The following is a 21,375-nucleotide window of genomic DNA, read 5'->3' on the forward strand; positions in this document are numbered from 1 at the left end:
TTTTGTTCTGGTGTTAACGTCTCTGACGTGGAGGGCACTCACATGAATATGCACGTCAACGAGACAATTCTTGACCTGACCGGCAAGATGCATGGTCAGAAGTTTCGCACCATTCTGGCTGATCCACCGTGGCGGTTCACCAACCGTACAGGGAAGGTTGCTCCGGAGCACCGTCGTCTGGCGCGCTACGGGACGATGTCGACGGACGAGATCTGCGCGCTGCCAATCTCGGAACATGCCGAGCAGACCGCTCATCTTTATATGTGGGTCCCCAATGCCCTCTTGCCCGATGGTCTGAGGGTTATGGAGGCTTGGGGCTTCCAGTACAAATCCAACATCGTTTGGCACAAAGTGCGCAAGGATGGCGGCTCCGACGGGCGTGGAGTGGGCTTCTATTTCCGCAACGTGACCGAACTCATGCTGTTCGGCGTTCGCGGCAAGAATGCGCGGACCGAGGCGCCCGGTCGCAGCCAGGTCAACTACATTTCCTCGCGCAAGCGCGAGCATTCGCGCAAACCCGACGAGCAGTACGAACTGATCGAAAGCTGCTCCAAGGGCCCCTATCTGGAGCTTTTTGCCCGCGGCACCCGCCCCGGTTGGAGCTATTGGGGCAACCAAGCGGACGAGAGTTACAAGCCGACCTGGGAAACCTACGCCTACAACTCGGCGGCCGAATAAGGCGCCTCGAAACTAACCACCCTATCTGGGATTCCGATCAACACCAGTGGGCATGGGTTTCCAACACCACGCAAAACACGATCTTGCAGTTTGCGCCAGTGGGTAGTGGCTTCGCCATACTTGTCGCTGCAGAACACTTCCACCCACGCTTGACGAAAGTCACCGGAGCGTTCCGCCCGTTCTTGAATTAGTCTCCTTTGCCTGCGGGTCGGATTGTATCCAAAGGCGTCGAGTGTTTCGATATCAGCCAGCTGAATTTCGTCGGCAAACCGTCGCAACAATGATCGAATATTGGCCTGGAGTGAGCTGCCGCGTGTGACAATTCCGCCAATTGAGATGGCGCCTTCTGCGTGCAGTCTTTTGAAGTTTTCGAGATCTCTATCGAAGAATGGATCTTTGTTGTTCCACTCGATTTCAAGAGCGAAAACCTTCTCGTCGCCGAACACCTTCACATGATCAATTTCATGGGACAGCGATGCGATCTCCCTTTCAGGAGCCTCCTCACCCCATTTGACACCCTTTCGCACTATTACATTGCGTTTGATCCAGCCGAGTTCCGCAAGATGGCGCCTCATCCGCTGCGTACCTTGGGCTTCACCGCCACCGCCGGCAACAAGTTCTGTGATTGGCACGCTAAGTCCGTCCAGGACCGCCTCAAGGTCCGAAGCCGCTGCGGCCATATCGTGAGTGATGATGGCCTCAGCGTGATGAAGGGCAATAACATCAAAACCCTTCGCCCTAAGCTTCTCAAACATACAACCTCGCCCCCTACCTCGTTAGCGGCTTATACGTTGCCCGCTTGGGGTTGACCGCGTCGGCGCCGAGGCGCCGGACCTTGTCGGCCTCGTAGTCCTGGAAATTGCCTTCGAACCATTCGACATGGCTGTCGCCCTCGAAGGCAAGCATGTGGGTGGCCAGGCGGTCGAGGAACATGCGGTCGTGGCTGATGATCACGGCGCAGCCGGCGAATTCCTCCAGCGCCTCTTCGAGCGCGGCCAGGGTTTCGGTGTCGAGGTCGTTGGTCGGTTCGTCGAGGAGCAGGACGTTGGCGCCGGACTTGAGCATCTTGGCCAGGTGCACGCGGTTGCGCTGGCCGCCCGAGAGATTGCCCACCTTCTGCTGCTGGTCGCCGCCCTTGAAGTTGAAGGCCGAGGTATAGGCGCGCGAATTCATTTCGCGCTTGCCCAGCATCAGCACGTCGTCGCCCTCCGAGATTTCCTCCCAGACGGTCTTGTTGGGATTGAGCGCGTCGCGGCTCTGGTCGACATAGCCCAGATGCACGTTCTCGGCCACGGTGATGGAGCCGCTATCGGGCTTTTCCTGGCCGGTCAGCATCTTGAAGAGCGTGGTCTTACCGGCCCCGTTCGGCCCGATGATGCCGACAATGCCACCCGGCGGCAGCTTGAAGCTGAGATCGTCGATGAGCAAACGATCGCCGAAAGACTTGGAGAGGTTTTCCACCGTGATGACATTCTGGCCCAGGCGTTCGCCGGGCGGAATGATGATCTGGGCCGTGTGCGACTGGGTGCGGGCCTCGTTGAGCTTGACCAGCTCGTCATAGGCCTTGATGCGCGCCTTGGACTTGGCCTGCCGCGCCTGCGGGGACTGGCCCATCCATTCCTTTTCACGCTCCAGCACCTTGGCGCGGGCCGCGTCTTCGCTCTTTTCCTGGGCGAAGCGCTTGGCCTTGGCGTCGAGATAGGCCGAGTAATTGCCCTCATAGGGCACGCCGCGGCCGCGATCGAGCTCGAGAATCCAGCCCGTGACATTGTCGAGGAAGTAGCGGTCGTGGGTGATAATCAGCACCGCGCCTTCGAATTCGCGCAGGTGGCGTTCGAGCCAGGCCGTGGTCTCGGCATCGAGATGGTTGGTCGGTTCGTCGAGCAGCAAGAGGTCCGGCTTGCTCAGCAGCAGCGCGCAGAGGGCCACGCGGCGCTTTTCACCACCCGAAAGATTGCTGACATCGGCATCGCCCGGCGGGCAGCCCAGCGCTTCCATGGCCACTTCCACCTGGGATTCGAGGTCCCACAGGTTCTGCGCGTCGATGATGTCCTGGAGCGCGGTCGCCTCGTCGGCGGTCTCGTCGGAATAGTTCATCATCAACTCGTTGTAGCGGTCGACGATGTCCTTCTTTTCCTTGACGCCGGTCATCACATTGCCCAGCACGTTGAGCGCCGGATCAAGCTGCGGTTCCTGCGCCAGATAGCCGACCTTGGCGCCTTCGGCGGCCCAGGCCTCGCCGGTGAATTCGGTGTCGATGCCGGCCATGATCTTGAGCAGCGTCGACTTGCCCGAGCCATTGGGGCCGAGGATGCCGATCTTGGCGTCGGGGTAGAAGGAAAGGTGGATGTTATCCAGCACCTTCTTGCCCCCGGCATAGGCCTTACTCATTCCGTGCATGTGATAGATGAACTGGCGCGCCATGCGTCATGACCTCTTGGGGAGTGTTTCGAAGATTGGCGCCTATGTAGGGCATGCATGGAAGCGACGCAATCGTCGCGCCCGACCCATTTCCGACCCATTTCCGATGGAACGAATGCCGGCGTCACCGTGTTTGCCAGCAAAGCGTCAGGACCCACCTCAATGGCCAATCTCTGGTACAAGAACGCCATCGTCTATTGCGTCGATGTCAAAAGCTTCATGGACGCCAATGGCGACGGCACGGGCGACTTTATCGGGCTGGCCGATCGGCTCGACCATCTCGAAAGGCTGGGCGTCACCTGCATCTGGCTCAACCCGTTCTATCCTTCGCCGCGCCAGGACAATGGCTACGACATATCCGACTATTACGGGGTCGATCCGCAACTGGGCACGCTGGGCGATTTCGTCGAGTTCATCGAGGCGGCGAAGGACCGCGGCATGCGGGTGATCGTCGACCTCGTGGTCAATCACACCTCCGACCAGCACCACTGGTTCCAGTCGTCCCGCGCCGACCCCGCCTCCCCCTATCGCGACTGGTATGTCTGGCGGGACGAAAAGCCGGACAACATCACCGACGGCATCGTGTTTCCCGGGGTTCAGAAGGCCACCTGGAGCTATGACCATACGGCCAAGGCCTGGTACATGCACCGGTTCTACAAGTTCCAGCCCGATCTCAACACCACCAACCCGGCGGTCCGCCAGGAGATCCTCAAGATCATGGGGTTCTGGCTGGCGCTGGGCGTATCCGGTTTCCGGGTCGATGCCGTGCCGTTCCTCATCGAGCCCCGCGGTGTGCTGACCGACAAGCCCATGGTCGATCCCCATGCCATGCTCACCGAAATCCACGACTTCCTGTCCTGGCGCAAGGCTGAGGCGATCCTGCTCGCAGAGGCCAATATCCGCTACGAGGAGGCACCGGCCTACTTTTCCGCCGGGGATCGCATGACCATGGTTTTCGACTTTGTCGGCAACCAGCAATTGTTCCTGTCGCTGGCTCGCAAGACCGCCGCGCCGCTGCGCCGCTCGCTGGCCGCCCGGCCCGAACCGGGCGGCATGGGCCAGTGGGCGGTGTTCCTGCGCAATCACGACGAACTCAACCTGGGCAACCTGACCGAACAGGAGCGCGACGAGTGCTTTGCCCAGTTCGGCCCCAAGCCCGACATGCAGGTTTACGACCGTGGCCTGCGCCGCCGCCTCGCGGCCATGTTCGATGGCGACCAGACGCGCCTCAAGATGGCGTTCTCACTGCTGCTCGCTTTGCCCGGCACGCCGGTCATCTGGTATGGCGACGAGATCGGCATGGGCGAGGACCTGTCCCTGCCCGAGCGCGAGGCCGTGCGCACCCCGATGCAGTGGTCACCCCAGGCCAATGGAGGCTTTTCCAGCGCGCCACGCAGCAAGCTGGTTCGGCCGGTGATCGACAAGGGCAAGTTCGGCTACCAGCATGTGAACGCGGCCATTGAGACGCAGCACCGCAACTCGTTCTTCCACGCCATTGCCGACATGGTCTCGGCCCGGCGATCCTCTCCCGAAATCGGCTGGGGTGGCATCGACATCATCGATGTGGGTGACGACGAGGTACTGGTTCTGTCGAGCCAGTGGCGCGGCAATCGCGTCATCACGGCGCACAACTTTTCAGACCAGCCCAAGATTTTTCATCTGTCGGATGAGAGCATCGGCGCGCTGATGCCCATGCTCACCGAATCCCCTTCGGGGCCATTGGCCGGAGACGACGAAATCTCGCTGTCGCCCTATGGCTATTGCTGGCTTCGCTGCAATGGCGAGCGGCGGTAGACCCGGCGCTTCAGCCCAGGGACAACTCCTGCAATAGCCACTGCCCCACGGGCCAGGATGCGGCGAAGTGATCGGCGGCCAGATCGACGAAGCCAGGCGAAAATGCCGTTTCTGCCGGCAGCTCAATGGTCGCGGTCAGGCCTTCGAACAGCAGGAAATGCGCCCGTTCGGGCTCGGTTTCGAAGCCCTGTGGCGGGCGCTGGCGGGTCTGCTCACCGATCGCGTATGGACCCGCCGCCCTCACCCGCGCGACGGCCTCGACGAGCGCCTTGCCGGAACGCGGCAACACCACCGAATGGCGGAAGCTGTCGAGCGTCTCCTTGTCAAAGCCATGCATGCCCGTGCCGATGAACACGACGTCCGGTGTGACGCGCAGATAGAATCCGGGACTGGACCAGCCCTTCTTCTCGCCATGCCAGAACCAGAAATCGAGATGGGTCTTGTAGGGGCGCTTGTCCTTGGAAAAGCGCACATCGCGGTTGACGCGCATGATCGAACCATTGATGCGCGGCTCGGCGTGAACGCCGGGCGAAATCGCGGTGAGGCGCGGGGCGATGGCGGCCACAAAAGCCTTGCCGGCCTCCACATAGCCGGCCTCGTAGAGGGCGCGGTTCTCCTCGAACCACGCCTTCTCGTTGATCGCCGAAATGCCAGCGAGAAACTGCCGCGTCGCCTCGGGAAAATGCTCGAAGGCAGTCATCGGGCCACGACCTCCACCGGCACGGACTTGAACGCGGGGGTCTTGCTGCGCGGATCAACTGCGGTGCCGACCAGCACATTGGCTTCCGGGTAGTAAGCCAGCGCCGAACCACGCGGCAGGTCGAAGCGCGTGGCCAGGCCCTGCATCTGTCCCACGTCGGAGGTGACAGTCACCCCCTGCCCCTCGACCAGACCGCGCTCGGCCATGTCCTCGGCATTTAGGAACACCGCGAGCCGCCCGGCCTTGCCGCGATAGCTGTCGGTCTCCTCATAGATGATGGAGTTGAACTGCCCCTCGCTGCGCACCGAGGCCAGCATCAGCCGGCCAGGCTCTGCCCTGGGAACAGGCGTCACCACGAAATGCGCCTTGCCGTCCGGCGTACCGAAACTGGGCGCATGCAGAACGCGGTTGCGGATATGGAATTCGCGCTTCGCCACGTCGATATCGGCCAATTCTTCCATTCCGGGCACGATGGCGGCGATCGCGTCGCGCAACCGGGCGTGGCCCGAAAAGGCCGCGAAATCGATCGGCGAATTGGGCAGCATGCGCCGGCCCAACTGCCCCAGGATCCAGCTTTCGGGCCGGACGCTGTCGATGCGGTTGATCCCACCATCGGAGAGACGCACGAAGTTGAACATGGATTCCTGCGTGGTGGGCTCCCATTCCTCGTCGCGCGCGGTCACCGGCAGGATCATCACCTCGCCCTCCCCCAGCCCATGCACATGGCCCTGGTTGAGCGTGGTGGTGAGATAAAGCTTGAAGCCGATGCTGGCCATGGCGCGGGTGGAGAAGGCGGTATCGGGTGTCGCCGCCCACAGATTGCCGCCCATGATCACGGCCGCGTCGATCGCCCCGGCTGCGGCGCGCTGCATGCAGGCCATGGTGTCGAGACCCTTTTCCTCGGGGAAGGTCACACCGAAGGCCTGCTCCATTTTCTCGAGCACATCGCGGGCCAGGACGGGCTTGACCCCGATGGTGCCGATGCCCTGCACATTGGAGTGCCCGCGCAGCGGCAGCAGGCCAGCAAAACGCTTGCCGATCATGCCGCGCAGGAGGGCCAGATTGGCAATGGCCTCGACATTGGCCACGCCATGGACATGGTGCGTCATGCCCATGCCCCAGGCGAAAACGGCGTTATTCGACCGGCCATAGGCAGCGGCGACGCGTTCGATATCAGTGCGGGACAATCCGCAGGCCTCAGTGATCTCCTCCCAGCTCAGGGCCTTGAGATCGGCCTCGAAGGCCGCAAAGCCGGCGCCATGGGTAGCGATGAACTCGCGATCCGCGGTGCCCTGCGCCAGTACGGCCTTTGCCAACCCCTTGAACAGCGCAATGTCCGAGCCGATGCGCGGCTGCAGATAATCCGAGGCGATCTCGCTGCCGCCCTTGAGCATGGAGACCGGCGACTTCGGCACCGCGAACTTGACCAGGCCCGGCTCCTTCGCCGGGTTGATGATAATCACCTGCCCGCCCCGCTCGCGGCACGCCTTGAGCATATGGATGAAGCGGGGATGATTGGACGAGGGATTGGCGCCAATGACGAAGATCAGGTCCGCCCCGGTCAAATCCTCCAGCTCGATCGTCGCCGTGCCCTTGCCGATCGTGGTCGCCAGTCCCTCGCTGGTCGCCTGGTGGCAGTAGTAGGAGCAATTGTTGACATTGTTGGTGCCATAGGCGCGCGCCAGCAACTGGAACAGGAACCCCGCCTCGTTGGACGACCGCCCGGACGAGTAGAAGAAGCTCCGCGCCGGCTCGGTCTCTGCCAGCCTATGCGCCGCATGATCGAGCGCGCTGTCCCAGTCCAGCGGCTCGAACCGGTTCGAGCCGGCGCGGCGGAACAGGGGCGTGCCCAGCCGACCGAGCTTTTCCATTTCCCGGCCGGTCAGCTCCGCCAGGTCATCGATGGTGTGGTCGAAGATGGCGCCTGGAATGGCGGGCTGGATATCGGTGGACTGCGCCTGCACCGACTTGTTGCAGACCGAGGGGAACTCCCCCAGCTCATTGGTCATGCCGCCCTTCTGCCCGCCCATGCCATAGGCACAGGCTTTGCAGGTGTTTTTGGCGGTCAGGGCCTTGGCCGCCTTGCCCACACCCATCTGGCCAATGGTGGCAAGGGTATAGAGCACCTTTTTGGGGCCGCCGCCCACGATATGGCTGGTGTCACTCACGAAGCAGTCTCCTCAACGCCATTGTCCGCCAGCGACGGGCATTGGGGCAAGGGCCCGCGCAACACAACTAGTTCGCCATGATGCTCCGATGCGCCCATCCGGTCATGCGCTTTTCGACCCAGGCCATCAGCGCATACATGGCAATGCCTTCCACCGCCAGCATGAGCAGGCCGGCAAAGACCAGTGGCACGTTAAAGTTGGATTGCGCCGAGGCCATCATGTTGCCCAGACCCGAATTGGAGGCCACGGTCTCGCTCACCACCGAGCCGACAAAAGCCAGGGTGATCGCCACCTTCAGCGAGCCGAAGAAATAGGGCATGGAGCGCGGGATACCGACCTTGAGCATAATATCGAGCTTCCTGGCCCCCAGCGCCCGCAGGACGTCCTCGGTCTCCGGCTCGATGGTGGCGAGCCCCGTAGCCACATTGACGACGATCGGGAAGAACGAAATCAGGAACGCCGTCAGCACGGCCGGCACCGTGCCGATGCCGAACCAGATGACGAGGATTGGCACCAGCGCCACCTTGGGAATGGCATTGAAGCCGACCATGATCGGATAAAGCCCCGCATATATGGTTTTCGACCAGCCGATGAAGAGGCCGATACCGAGCCCCGCCACGATCGCAATGATGAACCCGAGAACGGTCGTATAGAGGGTCTGGACCGAATTCTTCCAGATCGGTGACCAGTACTGAATGATGGCCTCGAAGACCCGGGTCGGCGTGGGCAGAATAGTGTGGGGCAGGCCCGAAATGCGCGCCCCCAGCTCCCACAGGACGAACAGTCCGACCGTGTAGAGCACGGGCGAAAGCCGCACCCAGTTGATCCTGATGGCCGGCTTCGGCGCGGCTGCAACCGGCGAATTTGTCTCGATGGCACTCATGCGGCCGCCCTCGCGGTGGCAATTTCACCGTGCAGCTTCTGCACCATGTCGTTGAAGTCGGGCTCGTACAGCAGGTCGAGCTGGCGTGGCCGCGCAAAGGGCACAACATGCTCGGAAATGACCCGGCCCGGTCGCGCACTCATCACCACCACCTTGTCAGCCAGGAACACGCTCTCGCGCAGATCATGCGTCACCAGCACGATGGTGACGTCCTGACTTGCGTGGAGGTCGCGGATAACGCACCAGAGCTCTTCACGGGTAAAGGCGTCGAGCGCTCCGAAGGGTTCGTCCAGCATCAGCAATTCGGGCTCGTGAATGAGCGCCCGGCATAGATTGGCGCGCTGCTGCATGCCGCCCGAGAGCTGCCAGGGAAACTTCTGTCCAAAACCCTTGAGCCCGACGGTTTCGAGCAGGTTTTCGGCCTTGGCTACATATTCTGCCTTGTGGCTGCGCAGGCGACGGCGGTGCTTCTCGACGATCTCGAGTGGCAGCAGGATGTTTTCCAGCGTCGTCCGCCAGGGCAGCATTGTCGGGTTCTGGAAAGCCATGCCGACGATCGAGACAGGCTTGGTCACCTGGCTGTTGGCGACAATGACTGTTCCCGACTGCGGAATATGCAGGCCGGTCGTCAGTTTCATGAGCGTGGACTTGCCGCAGCCAGACGGGCCCACCACGGCAACGAACTCGCCGCGGTTGATCCTGAGATTGAGGCCACTGACCGCCAGCGTGCCATCGGGCCCGCCATAGCGCATGTCGACATTCTCGATGGAAACCAGTGGAGACGCCATGCCCTGCCCTTTCCGACCTTGGACCCGCCCCGATCCGTTCCCGTTCCCTCGACGAACGGACCGGGGCCGAGAGCCCGGGCGCCCTTATCGCCCGAGCCGGGTCTTTGTGGGCGCCGCCAGATGGCGGCGCCGAGACCTGTCACACTCAGGGAAGCATGCGCTCTTCGACCGGCGGCAGATACTGCGGATCGAACACATCGGCGGCGGCCACATTGCCCTTTAGGCCCATCGATATCTTGAGGGTATCGATTGAGGCAGCGAGGCGTGCTTCGTCGATGCCACCAAAGCCATTTTCGACCACATAGGGGGTCTTGATGTTCATCTCATTGGCCATTTCGAGCCGCTCGGTCTCGGTGTCGATATTGAGCGTCTCATTGCGGGCCAGCACGGCCGCCGCACCAGCCGCCGGATCGGCCACGGCATCGGCAAAACCCTTGGCAAGCGCCTTGAGGAAGCCTTTCACGGCCTCGGGATTCTCGTCGGCGAAGGCCTCGTTGACCAGAACGGCGTTGCCGTAAAGGTTGAGTCCATGATCGGCGAACAGGATCGGCACGATATCCTCATCAGGCACGCCATTGGCCTTGAGGTTGAGGATCACCGAAAAGGCGAAGCCGAACACGCCATCGACATCACCGGAAGCCAGCATCGGCTCGCGCACCGGGAAGCCGATCGATTCCAGCGTAATGCCGCTATCATCAATGCCGGCAACTTCCTTGAAGGCCGCCCATTGGGCAAAGGCGCCATCCGGCGGCGGCGCGCCGAGCGTCTTGCCCTCGAGCGACTTGGGGTCTTCGGTAATGCCGAGCGACTTGCGGCCAATCACGGAAAACACCGGCTTGTCATACACCATCATGATGGCCTTGACCGGCTGTGATGGGTCCTCATCGAGAAACTTGATCAGCGAGTTGATGTCACCAAAGCCGAACTGATAGGCGCCGGTGGCGACGCGCGGAATGGCCTCGACCGAGCCATTGCCGGTATCGATGGTGACGTTGAGACCCTCCTCGGCGAAGTAACCCTTGTCCTGCGCCAGAAGGAACCCGGCTGCCGGCCCCTCGAAGCGCCAGTCCAGCGTCAGCTTGATATCGGTCTGCGCAAGTGCAGGCAGCGCCACGCCGGATACGGCAAGGCCGGCGGCCAGCGCCAATGCTGCGGAAAAGTGGCGGCGAGAAAGCATGATGTGACGTCCCCGAGATTGTTATGGGGAAATCAAGCGCAGCAAATTGCGGCGCGCAAGCAGAATCCGACTAAAATCGCGCCAAAATATCAAGTTGCATATTTCTTGTGCATGCGGCCGATTTTTTGGTAGGCATCATCAGATTGGCAGGCCGGTCCGGGCCTTCACGCGACGAATGCTCATATTCGAATGGATGCGGGCGACCCCGGGCAGGCGCGCGCTGAGCCGCCGGTGCAAATGCTCGAAATCCTCGTGATCACGGCAGATGACGCGCAGGATATAATCCGAGTGGCCCGCCATCAGGTGGCACTCCAGCACTTCCGGAATATCCTGCACGGCCGCCTCAAAGGCATCGAGCGCGGCCTCGCTCTGGCTGTTGAGCCCGACCTCGATGAAGAACTGCATCGCAAAGCCCAGTCTTTCCGCATCCAGCTCGGCGCGATAGCCGCTGATATAGCCGGCATCCTCCAACGCCTTGATGCGCCTGTGGCAGGCAGAAGGCGACAGCCCCACGCTATCGCCAAGAACCTGCACACTGCGATGGGAATCGCGCTGCAATTCACGCAGCAGCTTGCGGTCGGTGGCATCGGGTTGCGCCATTGTCGGCCTCCACGCAGAACAAGTTCCGACACGACCATGCGGTGCGGTTAGGGCGAAATTCAAGCCGCCTGACCGAACCTCACAGAACCTTGCCCGCGGCACTGGGAAAGCCCTTAACAGGGCGTTAAGGCCAAACGCGACAGACCGTCGCCGATTTGGCCAATCCTGCCTGCGCTGGCAAAAAAACAGGGCGCGAAACCGAAGTTTCGCGCCCCTCCGGGGCGACCACAAAGGAGCGTCAGCCTTTGCGGCCGGCCACCGATCGGTTGGTGGAGGCTCTATTGGCCATCCACCAGATCAGAATCCAGGTCGTGATTACTTACCCGGTTCGCTTGCTCAACGAGCAGCCCGGCGCCCGGTTCCAACCAAAGTGGAGCGCGTGGATTTTGTGATTGCCACCAGGGAGCGAGGGGCGGGGATCAGAGCTCGAACGGCGCCTGCAGCGCCTGGATCGCCTTGATGGCGGCCGAAGCCCGGTTCTCGACGCCGAGCTTGGCATAGACCTGTTCGAGATGCTTGTTCACCGTCCGCGGGCTGAGCCCGAGAATATCGCCGATATCCTTGTTGGACTTGCCGCGCGCGATCCAGAGCAGCACATCGCTCTCACGCGCAGTCAGGCCAAAATGCTGGCGCAGCATTTCCTCCTGGCCTTCCTCCTGAGCGCGCGCGATCCGGAACAGGTATTCATTTCCGCCCACGGCCCCGAGATAGGAGAATTGCAGGCCGGACCCCGCCGAAACATCGAGATCGAAGCCACCGCCGGGGACCAGCGCGGCTCCCTCTTGCTGGTGCCAGGCCAGGAACCGGCGGGACATCTCCGGCTGCAGCGCCGCATCACCGCCGGAGCGCTCCAGCAGCCGGCTTGCCTGAGGGGTCGACCACAAGACCTCTCCGCCCGCACCGAAGGCCACGAGGTGCCTGCCGGCCGCGTCCAGGGCGATGCGGGCGCTCTGGGCCCGGCGGGCATTGGCCAGATGCACCCGGATACGCGCCCGCAGTTCGTCGACATTGATAGGCTTGGACAGATAGTCCACGCCCCCGCTCTCCAGCGCATGCACGATGTGTTCGGTCTCGGTGAGCCCCGTCATGAAAATGATGGGCACATGGGTGAGTGGGGTCAGCGCCTTCATGCGTCGGCAGGTCTCGAAGCCATCGAGCCCCGGCATGACAGCGTCCATAAGCACCACGTCGGGCGTCACCCGCCCCACAATATTGAGGGCGGCCTCGCCGCTGCGTGCCACCAGCACGGTGACCCCCGCCTGCTCCAGCGCAGAGGTGAGAAAGCCCAGCGACTCTGGCGAGTCGTCGACCAGAAGAACGATATCCTGTTCCTTCTCAATCCGGCTCATGACCCACCCGCTCCAGCGTCTCGGCGAAACCGTCGAAATCGAAATCCTGCATATGGCGCCGCAAGGTATCCACCAGCGGCTGATTGGCAGGATCAGACGATAGCTCCGCCAGCTTGGCATCGATCCCCCGCACATGCCCGATTTGCCCCAGGCTGGCGAGGTCGCGCAAGTGCTCGGCGCCGGGCGAGCGAATCTTTCCGGCAGGGGTCCCGGAAACCCGCGCCGCCTCATGGGTCCAGTCCAGCCCCAGATGAGCACCCAGCCGATCGATGAGCTGGTTGAGATCGACCGGCTTGGCAAGGGTATCGCTATGCCCGGCATCGGCGCTGGTGGGATTGGCGCCGTCCCCGATATTGGCCGAGAGCATGATCAATGGCGCGGTCACACCCCGTTCGCGCATGGCGCGCACCAGCTCCCAACCGCTCATGCCGGGCATACGGATATCGAGGAAGTAGAGATCCGGCTCGGCAACCTCCAGCATGGCGAGGCAGGTCGGGCCATCGCCGGCCGTCATCACAACAAAGCCGAGTGGCGAGAGCATTTCGCGCATCAGTTCGCGATGGTCGGCATTGTCGTCGACCACCATGATGGTGCGCTGCGGCCCGGCATAGCCGATGATCTGGCGAGCCGGCGCAATCGTCCGCACCGGCCGCTCCACCTTGGCCAGCATCAGCCGCGCCTGAAAGCGCGTGCCCACACCGACCGTGCTGGAGACCGTGATTTCACCGCCCAGTGTTTCAGTGAGCAGCCTGGTGATGGTCAAGCCGAGCCCTAGGCCGGGCGTGAAGCGGTGGCGCTCGGCTTCACCCCGCACAAAGGGCTCGAAGATGTGGTCGAGGTCCGATGGCGTAATGCCGCTGCCGCTGTCCTCGACGGTGAACGTTGCGACCTGCATGCGATAGCCGACCTCGAAGCTCACATATCCGGTGCCCGTGAACTTGATGGCATTGGACAGGAGGTTGACCAGGATCTGCCGCAGTCGCTTCTCGTCCGTTCGCACATGGCTGGGCAATGCCGACGATCGCACATGCCGGAACTCGAGGCCCTTGGCCTCGGCCTGCAGGCGGAACATGTCGACGATCTGGTCGAGGAAATCCTGGATGTTGAGCTCGTTCGAATAGACCTGCAGCCGCCCCGCCTCGATCTTGGAGATATCGAGCAGACCATCGATCAGGCCCGACAGGTGCTCGGCACTGCGGCGGATCACTTGCGCCGAGCCTCGGCGGTTTTCCGGGAGTTGCGCATCGCGTTCGAGAATTTGCGCATAGCCCATGACCGCATTGAGCGGGGTGCGCAATTCGTGGCTCAGGCCCACCACATAGCGGCTCTTGGCCTGATTGGCGGCCTCGGCCTTCTCCTTGGCCCGCTGCAATTCGGCATCGGTCTTCGAATGCGCATCGATCTCCTTGAGCAGCAGTGTGTTCTGGCGCGAGCTTTCCTCCTCGGCGACGAGGCGGCTGTCATGGGCCAGCACCAGGAACCAGGTCATCACCCCGGCCGCCACCGCGAGTACGAAGAAGACCACCAGCAGCGTGCCGCCCACAACGTCTGCCGTATGCGGCGCCGAGCGGCTGGCAAAATAGTAGATGAGCCCGAGCATGCCGCCAAGGATCGCCAGCGCCGACGCCATGGCGATGCCATAGCGCCCCAGCCGCGATTGCAGTTTCTCGATTGCCCATTCCGGCAACACGGATGCCGCCACCGCATGGCTCTGGGCCCGGAAATGCGCATGCGGCTTGCACATGTCGTGGCAGCGGGCATCGAGCGAACAGCAGAGCGAACAGATCGGTGCCGCATAGGCCGGGCACCAGGCCATGTCTTCGGGCTCGAACGGGTGTTCGCAGATCGAGCAGGTGAGCGACGTCCTGGATGCCCAGGCCTTGCGCGGTTTGCGGGCGAGGTAATATTTGCCCTTCGTGGCCCAGGCGATCGCCGGCGAGGCGATGAAGCAGATGACCAGCGCGATATAGGGCGCCAGCGCCGCGGCCATCTCGCCAAAGGCCCCGAAATGGGCGGTGAGCGCGATGCTGGCCGAGATCAGCATGGAACCCACGCCGACCGGATTGATGTCGTAGAGATGGGCGCGCTTGAACTCGATGCCGGCCGGGGCCAGACCCAGGGGCTTGTTGATGAACAGATCCGCCGAGATAGTGCAGAGCCAGGCCATGGCGATGATCGAGAACATGCCCAGCGTTTCTTCGAGCAGCCGATAGATGCCCAGTTCCATCAGCAGCAGGGCAATGGCGACATTGAACAGCAGCCACACCACGCGTCCGGGATGACTGTGGGTCAGCCGGGAGAAGAAGTTCGACCAGGCCAGCGAGCCGGCATAGGCATTCATGACATTGATCTTGAGCTGGCTGACGACCACGAAGACCGCCATCAGCATCAGGGCCACGATCTCATTGGGGATCATGTAGCCAAAGGCCACGGCATACATATAGCCCGGCTCGGAAGCGTGGTCCGGCGTGACTCCGGCAGAAAGCGCAAGGAAAGCGAGGAACGATCCGGCAATCAGTTTTGGCGCTCCCACCACGACCCAGCCGGCACCGGCGAGAAAGATGCCCAGCCGATGCCGCCATTTCGAGGCTCCCTCTGCCGGCAGGAAGCGCAGGAAGTCCACCTGCTCGCCGATCTGGGTCATCAGCGCCAGGATCACCGCCGAGGCCGCACCGAACTTGGCGATTTCGAACGGGGCAATGCTGCCTGCCGCGCCTTCTGGCTGCCCGAGACCGGCAAAGGCGCGCCACAGGTCGAACTTCTCCCAATCCATGAAGGCGATGAAGAAGAACGGCAGGATGTTGAGCACGATCCAGACCGGCTGGGTCAGCATCTGGAACGAGGAGATCATGCGGATGCCGTGCGTCACCAGCGGAATGACCACCAGCGCCGAGATGATATGGCCGATCCAGAGCGGAATGCCGAAGGCCAGTTGCAGGGCGCTCGACATGATCGAGGCCTCGATGGCGAAGAGGATGAAGGTGAAGCTGGCATAGATCAGCGAGGTGATGGTCGAGCCGATATAGCCAAAGCTGGCGCCGCGGGTCAGCAGGTCCACATCGACGCCATGACGCGTGGCATAGCGGGCAATGGGCACGCCGACCAGGAGGATCGCCACCGAGGCGATCAGGATGGCAATGAGCGCATTGGTGGTGCCGTAGCTTAGCGTGATCGAGCCGCCAATGGCCTCGAGTGCCAGGAAGGAAATGGCGCCGATGGCCGTCTGCGAGATTCGGTCGTTGGAAAAGCGCCGCGCGGATTTGGCCGTGAACCTGAGGGCGTAGTCTTCCAGCGTCTGGTTGGCGACCCAGCGATTATATTCGCGCCTGATCGGAATAATCCGCTGCCGTGCCATTACCCGCTCAAGCCTTGACCAATTCAGCGTTCTGCCCAAAAAATCGCCAGCACCTGAATAGCACGAATTTTGCGCAAATCACGCGGTTTTTCAGGGCTTTCGCCTCCATAGGCGATGCGGCCTCGCCCGAGGCTACGTCAATCGACGTATAGGGCCCCGCTCAAGATGTGTCCCACAGTCCGCTTCAGACGCCTCCCATACGGTGTCTTCGGGGCTCAACAGTTCTAGAGGGACAAACACATGAACATTCTCAGCGCCAAGCGCGCACTGCTCGCCGCCGCCCTTGCCGGCAGCGTCGCGCTCACTGCCGTGCCGGCCATGGCTCAGGACGACACCATCAAGGTGGGCATCCTGCATTCGCTTTCGGGCACGATGGCGATTTCGGAAACCACGCTCAAGGACACCATGCTGTTCCTGATCGACCAGCAGAATGCCAAGGGCGGCGTGATGGGCAAGATGCTCGAACCCGTCGTGGTCGATATCGCGTCCGACTGGCCGCTGGCCGCCGAACTCGCCCGCCAGCTGATCGAAGTCGATGATGTCGACGTGGTCTTCGGCTGCTGGACCTCGGTCTGCCGCAAGTCGGTGCTGCCGGTCTTTGAGGAACTCAACAGCCTGCTTTTCTACCCCGTCCAGTACGAGGGTGAGGAATCCCAGCGCAACGTGTTCTACACCGGCGCCGCGCCGAACCAGCAGGCCATCCCGGCCGTCGACTACCTGATGAATGAAGAAGGCGTGGAGCGCTGGGTGCTGGCCGGCACCGACTATGTCTATCCCCAGACCACCAACAAGATCCTTGAGCAGTATCTCAAGGACAAGGGCGTGGCCGCTGAAGACATCATGATCAACTACACCCCCTTCGGTCATTCCGACTGGCAGACCATCGTCTCCGACATCAAGGCCTTCGGCTCGCAGGGCAAGAAGACCGCCGTGGTCTCGACCATCAACGGCGACGCCAACGTCCCGTTCTACCGCGAGCTGGGTAACCAGGGCATCAAGGCCGAGGACATCCCGGTCGTCGCCTTCTCGGTGGGTGAAGAAGAACTCTCCGGCTTCGACACCACCCCGCTGGTCGGCCATCTGGCGGCCTGGAACTACTTCATGAGCGTCGATACGCCCGAAAACGAGGCCTTCATTGCCGATTGGCAGAAGTTCATAGGTTCGGAAGACCGCGTTACCAATGACCCGATGGAAGCCCACATGATCGGCTTCAACCTCTGGGTGAAGGCCGTCGAGGCCGCCGGCACCACCGATGCCGACGCCGTCATCGACTCCATCGTGGGCCTGGAAACCCCGAACCTGACCGGCGGCATGGCCAAGATGCTCCCCAACCACCACATCACCAAGCCGGTGCTGATCGGCGAAATCCAGGACGACGGCCAGTTCTTCGTGGTCTGGGAAACCGAGGACCTGGTCCCCGGCGACGCATGGTCCGACTTCCTGCCTGAGAGCAAGATGCTCGAGGCTGATTGGACCGCCCCGATCAACTGCGGCAACTACAACACCGAGACCAAGAGCTGCGGCTCGGCGATGTAATCACGGCAGAGGCGCTCCGGCGCCTTTGCTCCCCTCCCCCTTGAGGGGAGGGGTCGGGGGTGGGGGGCTATCGGCGATCCACAAAACCACCCCCTCCCCGGCCCTCCCCTCAAGGGGGAGGGTGGGCAGAACCCAGGCTTGGGTAAGGCCCAAAATGACTCGAACGACAAGGACTTGCCCCGCGATGTTGACCCTCCGTGCTCTCCGCCTGGTGCTGCTGGCCCTGTCGTTCCTGCTTGTCCCCGCCACACAGGCCCAGGATATGCCGACCGACATTCCTGCCGCGATCCGGGCCATGGGCGACGCCAGCCTCAAGGAACTTGGGCAGATCGTCACCGACCTGGCCGGCACCGGTGACAGTGCCGTGGTGCCAGCGCTGACCGCCCTTGGCGATGGCAATCTCTATTTCGATGAAACCTCCGGCATCGTCGTCATCGAGCGCGGCTCGACCTATCTCGATCCGGTCTCCGGCGACCCCGTCGAACTGGGCGCCGACGCCGACCTCTCGAAAATTCGCGTCAATAACGGCTTGAGGCGCGACATCGCGGCGGCCCTGGCCGGAATGACGCTGATGAGTGCCAACCCGGCCACCCGCCTGACCGCCGCACAGGGTTTTCTCTCCAACCCCGACCCGGCCAATATCCCCCTGCTCGACGAAGCGATTGCCGCCGAGACCGATGCCGAGGTGCTCAGGGCCATGCAGACCGCCCGCGCGGTCACCATTCTGGGCGATAGTGAACAGGGCGTCGAGGTTCGCCAGGCGGCCGTTCCGCTGGTTGCCGCTGGCGCTGGTCGCAATGCCCTGACCATTCTCAATTCCGCGCTCAACGACGCCCCCGAGGAGCTGGCGCCAGCCATAAAGGCGGCCATTGCCGGCCTCGAACAGGAACGCGCCATCTGGGGGGCCCTGCAGAATGTCTGGTTCGGCGTTTCGCTCGGCTCGGTTCTGCTGCTCGCCGCCATCGGTCTTGCCATCACCTTCGGCGTGATGGGGGTCATCAACATGGCTCATGGCGAGATGGTCATGCTGGGCGCCTACACCACCTTCATTGTGCAACTGGTCATCCGCCAGAACTTCCCGGGACTGCTCGACTACTCGCTGCTGATTGCCCTGCCCGGCGCCTTCCTCGTCACCGGCGCCATTGGCGTGGGGATCGAACGCGGCATCATCCGCTGGCTCTATGGCCGCCCGCTCGAAACCCTGCTGGCCACCTGGGGATTGTCGCTGATCCTGCAGCAGACGGTTCGATCCATCTTCGGCCCCACCAACCAGATGGTCATTGCGCCGACCTGGATGGCCGGCTCGACGGAATTCTACGGCCTCTCGATCACCTATGGCCGCTTCTGGATCGTCATCTTTGCGATGATCGTCTTCGCCCTGCTGCTGCTGATCCTCAACAGAACGCCTCTGGGCCTGCAGATGCGCGCCGTCACCCAGAACCGCCGCATGGCCTCTGCCATGGGCATTCGCACCCCCTTCGTGGACGCCATGACCTTCGGCTTGGGCTCGGGCATTGCAGGCCTCGCCGGCGTCGCCCTGACCCAGATCGACAACATCTCCCCCAATCTGGGGCAGAACTACATCATCGACAGCTTCATGGTCGTGGTCTTCGGTGGGGTCGGCAATCTCTGGGGCACGCTGGTCGGGGCGCTGACGCTCGGCGTCGCCAACAAGTTCCTCGAGCCCTATGCCGGCGCTGTGCTGGGCAAGATCCTGATCCTCGTCCTCATCATCCTCTTCATCCAGCGGCGGCCGCGCGGGCTCTTCGCCCTCAAGGGAAGGGCGGTGGAGCAGTGATGCCGATGTGGTTCAAGGCCCCCTCACCCGCCGGCTTCGCCGTCGACCTCTCCCCCCAGGGAGAGGTGTCGCTCCGCGACCTCGGCCCTCTTCACCTCTCCCTTTGGGGGAGAGGTCGGCGCGCAGCGCCGGGTGAGGGGGCCCTTCTGAAAGGCACAAAACCATGCTGACCCAAGCCCTGTTCCGTGCGCTCGACAAGAAGGCCGTCTGGGTCATCGGCATCTTCCTGGCCGTCGCCATTCTCGTGCCCATGGCCAACCTCTTGATCCCGCCGGGCCAGTTCGGGCATGTGCCGACCTATCTCGTCTCGCTGATGGGCAAGTACCTGGCCTATGCCATCCTGGCGCTGGCGCTCGACCTGGTCTGGGGCTATTGCGGCATTCTCTCGCTGGGCCACGGCGCCTTCTTCGCGCTCGGCGGCTACGCCATGGGCATGTATCTCATGCGCCAGATCGGCACGCGCGGCGTCTATGGAAACCCGGTCCTGCCCGACTTCATGGTGTTCCTGAACTGGAAGGAACTGCCCTGGTACTGGCTGGGCTTCGATAATTTCTGGTTCGCCTGTGCGATGGTGGTCTTCGTGCCGGGCCTGCTGGCCTTCATCTTCGGCTTCTTCGCCTTCAGGAGCCGCGTCACCGGCGTCTATCTTTCGATCATTACCCAGGCGATGACCTTCGCGCTGCTGCTGGCCTTTTTCCGCAATGACATGGGCTTTGGCGGCAATAACGGCCTCACCGACTTCAAGGATATTCTGGGAGCCTCGGTGCAGGCGCCGGGCACCCGCGCGGCCCTCTTCGCGGCCACTGCCATTGCCCTGGCCCTCTCGGTGCTGGTCTGCTCGATGATCGTCAATTCCAAGCTGGGCAAGGTCATGGTCGCGGTGCGCGATGCGGAGAGCCGCACCCGCTTCCTCGGCTATCGCGTTGAATATGTGAAGCTCTTCGCCTTCACCGTCTCGGCCATCATGGCCGGCATTGCCGGCGCGCTCTATGTGCCGCAGGTCGGCATCATCAACCCGTCCGAATTCGAGCCGGGCAATTCCATCGAGGTGGTCATCTGGACCGCCGTGGGTGGGCGCGGCACGCTGATCGGGCCGATCATCGGCGCCATCGTGGTCAACCTCGGCAAATCCTGGTTCACCACCACCCTGCCCGAATTCTGGCTGTTTGCGCTGGGCGCGCTGTTCATCTTCACCACGCTCTTCCTGCCCAAGGGCCTGGTGGGTCTGTGGGCGCAGCTCTTCGGGTCGAAGCGTTCCCAGGTGGGGAAGGCGCAGCCGGCGGCACCCAATCCGGCCCAGTCCGCCGATATCGAGCGCGGCGAAGACCCAGCCAGTTTCGGCGACGACCCCCAACCCAAGCCGGCGGAGTGAGAGACATGAGCACAGCCACCGACACCATGCTCTATCTCGACGGCGTTTCGGTCGCCTTTGACGGCTTCAAGGCGATCAACAACCTCTCCATCATCGTCAAACCGGCTGAAATGCTGGCCATTATCGGCCCAAATGGCGCAGGCAAGACCACGATGATGGACATCATTACCGGCAAGACGCGACCCGATGCCGGTCAGGTCCTGTTCGATGGTCGCACCGACCTGACCAGGCTCGACGAGGCCGCCATTGCCAATCTGGGCATTGGCCGGAAATTCCAGAAGCCAACCGTGTTCGAGAGCCACACGGTCTGGGACAATCTGGAAATGGCGCTGAAAAAGCCGCGCGGCATCTTCAATGCGCTGTTCTACACCGCCAAAGATGAAGACATCGCGCGCATCACCGAACTCCTTGAAACCGTGCGGCTGATCGCCCGCAAGGACGAGCTGGCCGCCAATCTCAGCCACGGCCAGAAACAGTGGCTGGAGATCGGCATGCTGTTGGCGCAGGACCCCAAGCTGCTGCTGGTCGACGAACCCGTGGCCGGCATGACCGACAGCGAGACCGAGGAAACCGCCAAGCTGCTGCGCGAGATCGCCGAGACGCGCTCTGTCGTCGTGGTCGAACACGACATGAGCTTCGTGCGAGACCTGGGGTCACGCGTGGTCTGCCTCGCCGAAGGGTCGGTCCTGGCCGAAGGCTCGCTCGACCAGGTCAGCGCCAATCCGGTCGTCATCGAACGCTATCTGGGGAGGTGAA

Annotated in this window: 16 protein-coding genes; 6 read left to right on the forward strand and 10 right to left on the reverse strand. The window is 62.5% G+C overall.

Translation table 11 applies throughout. The annotated features are described in order from the left end of the window. The first annotated feature begins 42 nt into the window (after nt 1-42). Entirely contained in the window at nt 43-678 is a 636-nt protein-coding gene (locus K1X15_RS12385; protein ID WP_220303928.1) for an MT-A70 family methyltransferase, read from the forward strand. On the opposite strand, the gene K1X15_RS12390 is transcribed toward K1X15_RS12385, so the two are convergent. Together K1X15_RS12390 and ettA are read right to left on the reverse strand one after the other, a co-directional pair. Then, nucleotides 657-1,433: a BglII/BstYI family type II restriction endonuclease gene (locus K1X15_RS12390; RefSeq protein ID WP_220303929.1), complete on the reverse strand. Its 777-nt coding sequence runs from the start codon at nt 1,431-1,433 to the stop codon at nt 657-659. The two genes, K1X15_RS12385 and K1X15_RS12390, sit on opposite strands and share 22 nt — an antisense overlap. Nucleotides 1,434-1,446: 13 nt before the next feature. Beyond that, nucleotides 1,447-3,102 (reverse strand): energy-dependent translational throttle protein EttA, encoded by a 1,656-nt coding sequence (gene ettA / locus K1X15_RS12395; RefSeq protein ID WP_220303931.1) that lies wholly within the window; start codon nt 3,100-3,102, stop codon nt 1,447-1,449. Nucleotides 3,103-3,261: 159 nt separating this feature from the next. Here ettA and K1X15_RS12400 point away from each other — a divergent pair, with 159 nt between their 5' ends. After that, the gene (locus K1X15_RS12400; RefSeq protein ID WP_220303933.1) at nt 3,262-4,893 is read left to right on the forward strand and encodes an alpha-amylase family protein; all 1,632 of its coding nucleotides are present in this window, start codon (nt 3,262-3,264) and stop codon (nt 4,891-4,893) included. A gap of 10 nt (nt 4,894-4,903) precedes the next feature. Here K1X15_RS12400 and K1X15_RS12405 read toward each other — a convergent pair whose 3' ends face one another. The 8 genes from K1X15_RS12405 to K1X15_RS12440 all read right to left on the reverse strand — a co-directional run bounded on the left by K1X15_RS12405 (nt 4,904) and on the right by K1X15_RS12440 (nt 15,913). After that, nucleotides 4,904-5,593, reverse strand: a complete 690-nt coding sequence (locus K1X15_RS12405) for a DUF2461 domain-containing protein (RefSeq protein WP_220303935.1) — start codon at nt 5,591-5,593, stop codon at nt 4,904-4,906. After that, a complete protein-coding gene (locus K1X15_RS12410) occupies nt 5,590-7,761 on the reverse strand; it encodes an FdhF/YdeP family oxidoreductase (protein WP_240549478.1) in 2,172 nt (723 codons plus the stop codon). Before K1X15_RS12410 ends, K1X15_RS12405 begins: the two co-directional genes overlap by 4 nt. A gap of 67 nt (nt 7,762-7,828) precedes the next feature. Continuing rightward, entirely contained in the window at nt 7,829-8,644 is an 816-nt protein-coding gene (locus tag K1X15_RS12415; RefSeq protein WP_220303936.1) for an ABC transporter permease, read from the reverse strand. After that, nucleotides 8,641-9,432, reverse strand: a complete 792-nt coding sequence (locus tag K1X15_RS12420; protein WP_240549479.1) for an ABC transporter ATP-binding protein — start codon at nt 9,430-9,432, stop codon at nt 8,641-8,643. Before K1X15_RS12420 ends, K1X15_RS12415 begins: the two co-directional genes overlap by 4 nt. Nucleotides 9,433-9,577: 145 nt before the next feature. Then, nucleotides 9,578-10,609, reverse strand: a complete 1,032-nt coding sequence (locus K1X15_RS12425) for an ABC transporter substrate-binding protein (protein ID WP_220303937.1) — start codon at nt 10,607-10,609, stop codon at nt 9,578-9,580. A gap of 138 nt (nt 10,610-10,747) precedes the next feature. Next, the gene (locus K1X15_RS12430; RefSeq protein WP_220303939.1) at nt 10,748-11,209 is read right to left on the reverse strand and encodes an Lrp/AsnC family transcriptional regulator; all 462 of its coding nucleotides are present in this window, start codon (nt 11,207-11,209) and stop codon (nt 10,748-10,750) included. Between the two features lie 419 nt (nt 11,210-11,628). After that, the gene (locus K1X15_RS12435; RefSeq protein ID WP_220303940.1) at nt 11,629-12,558 is read right to left on the reverse strand and encodes a response regulator transcription factor; all 930 of its coding nucleotides are present in this window, start codon (nt 12,556-12,558) and stop codon (nt 11,629-11,631) included. Further along, complete coding sequence (locus K1X15_RS12440) at nt 12,545-15,913, reverse strand: hybrid sensor histidine kinase/response regulator (protein ID WP_220303942.1); 3,369 nt, start codon at nt 15,911-15,913, stop codon at nt 12,545-12,547. The genes K1X15_RS12435 and K1X15_RS12440 overlap by 14 nt, the downstream gene beginning before the upstream one ends. A gap of 240 nt (nt 15,914-16,153) precedes the next feature. On the opposite strand from K1X15_RS12440, the gene urtA reads away from it, so the two are divergent. From urtA to urtD, 4 genes are all read left to right on the forward strand, one after another. Further along, nucleotides 16,154-17,449, forward strand: coding sequence for an urea ABC transporter substrate-binding protein (gene urtA, locus K1X15_RS12445; protein WP_220303944.1), 1,296 nt, complete (start codon nt 16,154-16,156; stop codon nt 17,447-17,449). A 184-nt stretch (nt 17,450-17,633) separates the two neighbouring features. Beyond that, nucleotides 17,634-19,247: an urea ABC transporter permease subunit UrtB gene (gene urtB / locus K1X15_RS12450; RefSeq protein WP_240549480.1), complete on the forward strand. Its 1,614-nt coding sequence runs from the start codon at nt 17,634-17,636 to the stop codon at nt 19,245-19,247. A gap of 163 nt (nt 19,248-19,410) precedes the next feature. Then, entirely contained in the window at nt 19,411-20,619 is a 1,209-nt protein-coding gene (gene urtC / locus K1X15_RS12455) for an urea ABC transporter permease subunit UrtC (protein ID WP_220303946.1), read from the forward strand. A gap of 5 nt (nt 20,620-20,624) precedes the next feature. After that, nucleotides 20,625-21,374, forward strand: coding sequence for an urea ABC transporter ATP-binding protein UrtD (gene urtD / locus K1X15_RS12460; RefSeq protein ID WP_220303948.1), 750 nt, complete (start codon nt 20,625-20,627; stop codon nt 21,372-21,374). The last annotated feature ends 1 nt before the right edge of the window (nt 21,375 follow it).

The sequence above is a fragment of the Devosia salina genome, from assembly GCF_019504385.1.
Classification (GTDB): domain Bacteria; phylum Pseudomonadota; class Alphaproteobacteria; order Rhizobiales; family Devosiaceae; genus Devosia; species Devosia salina.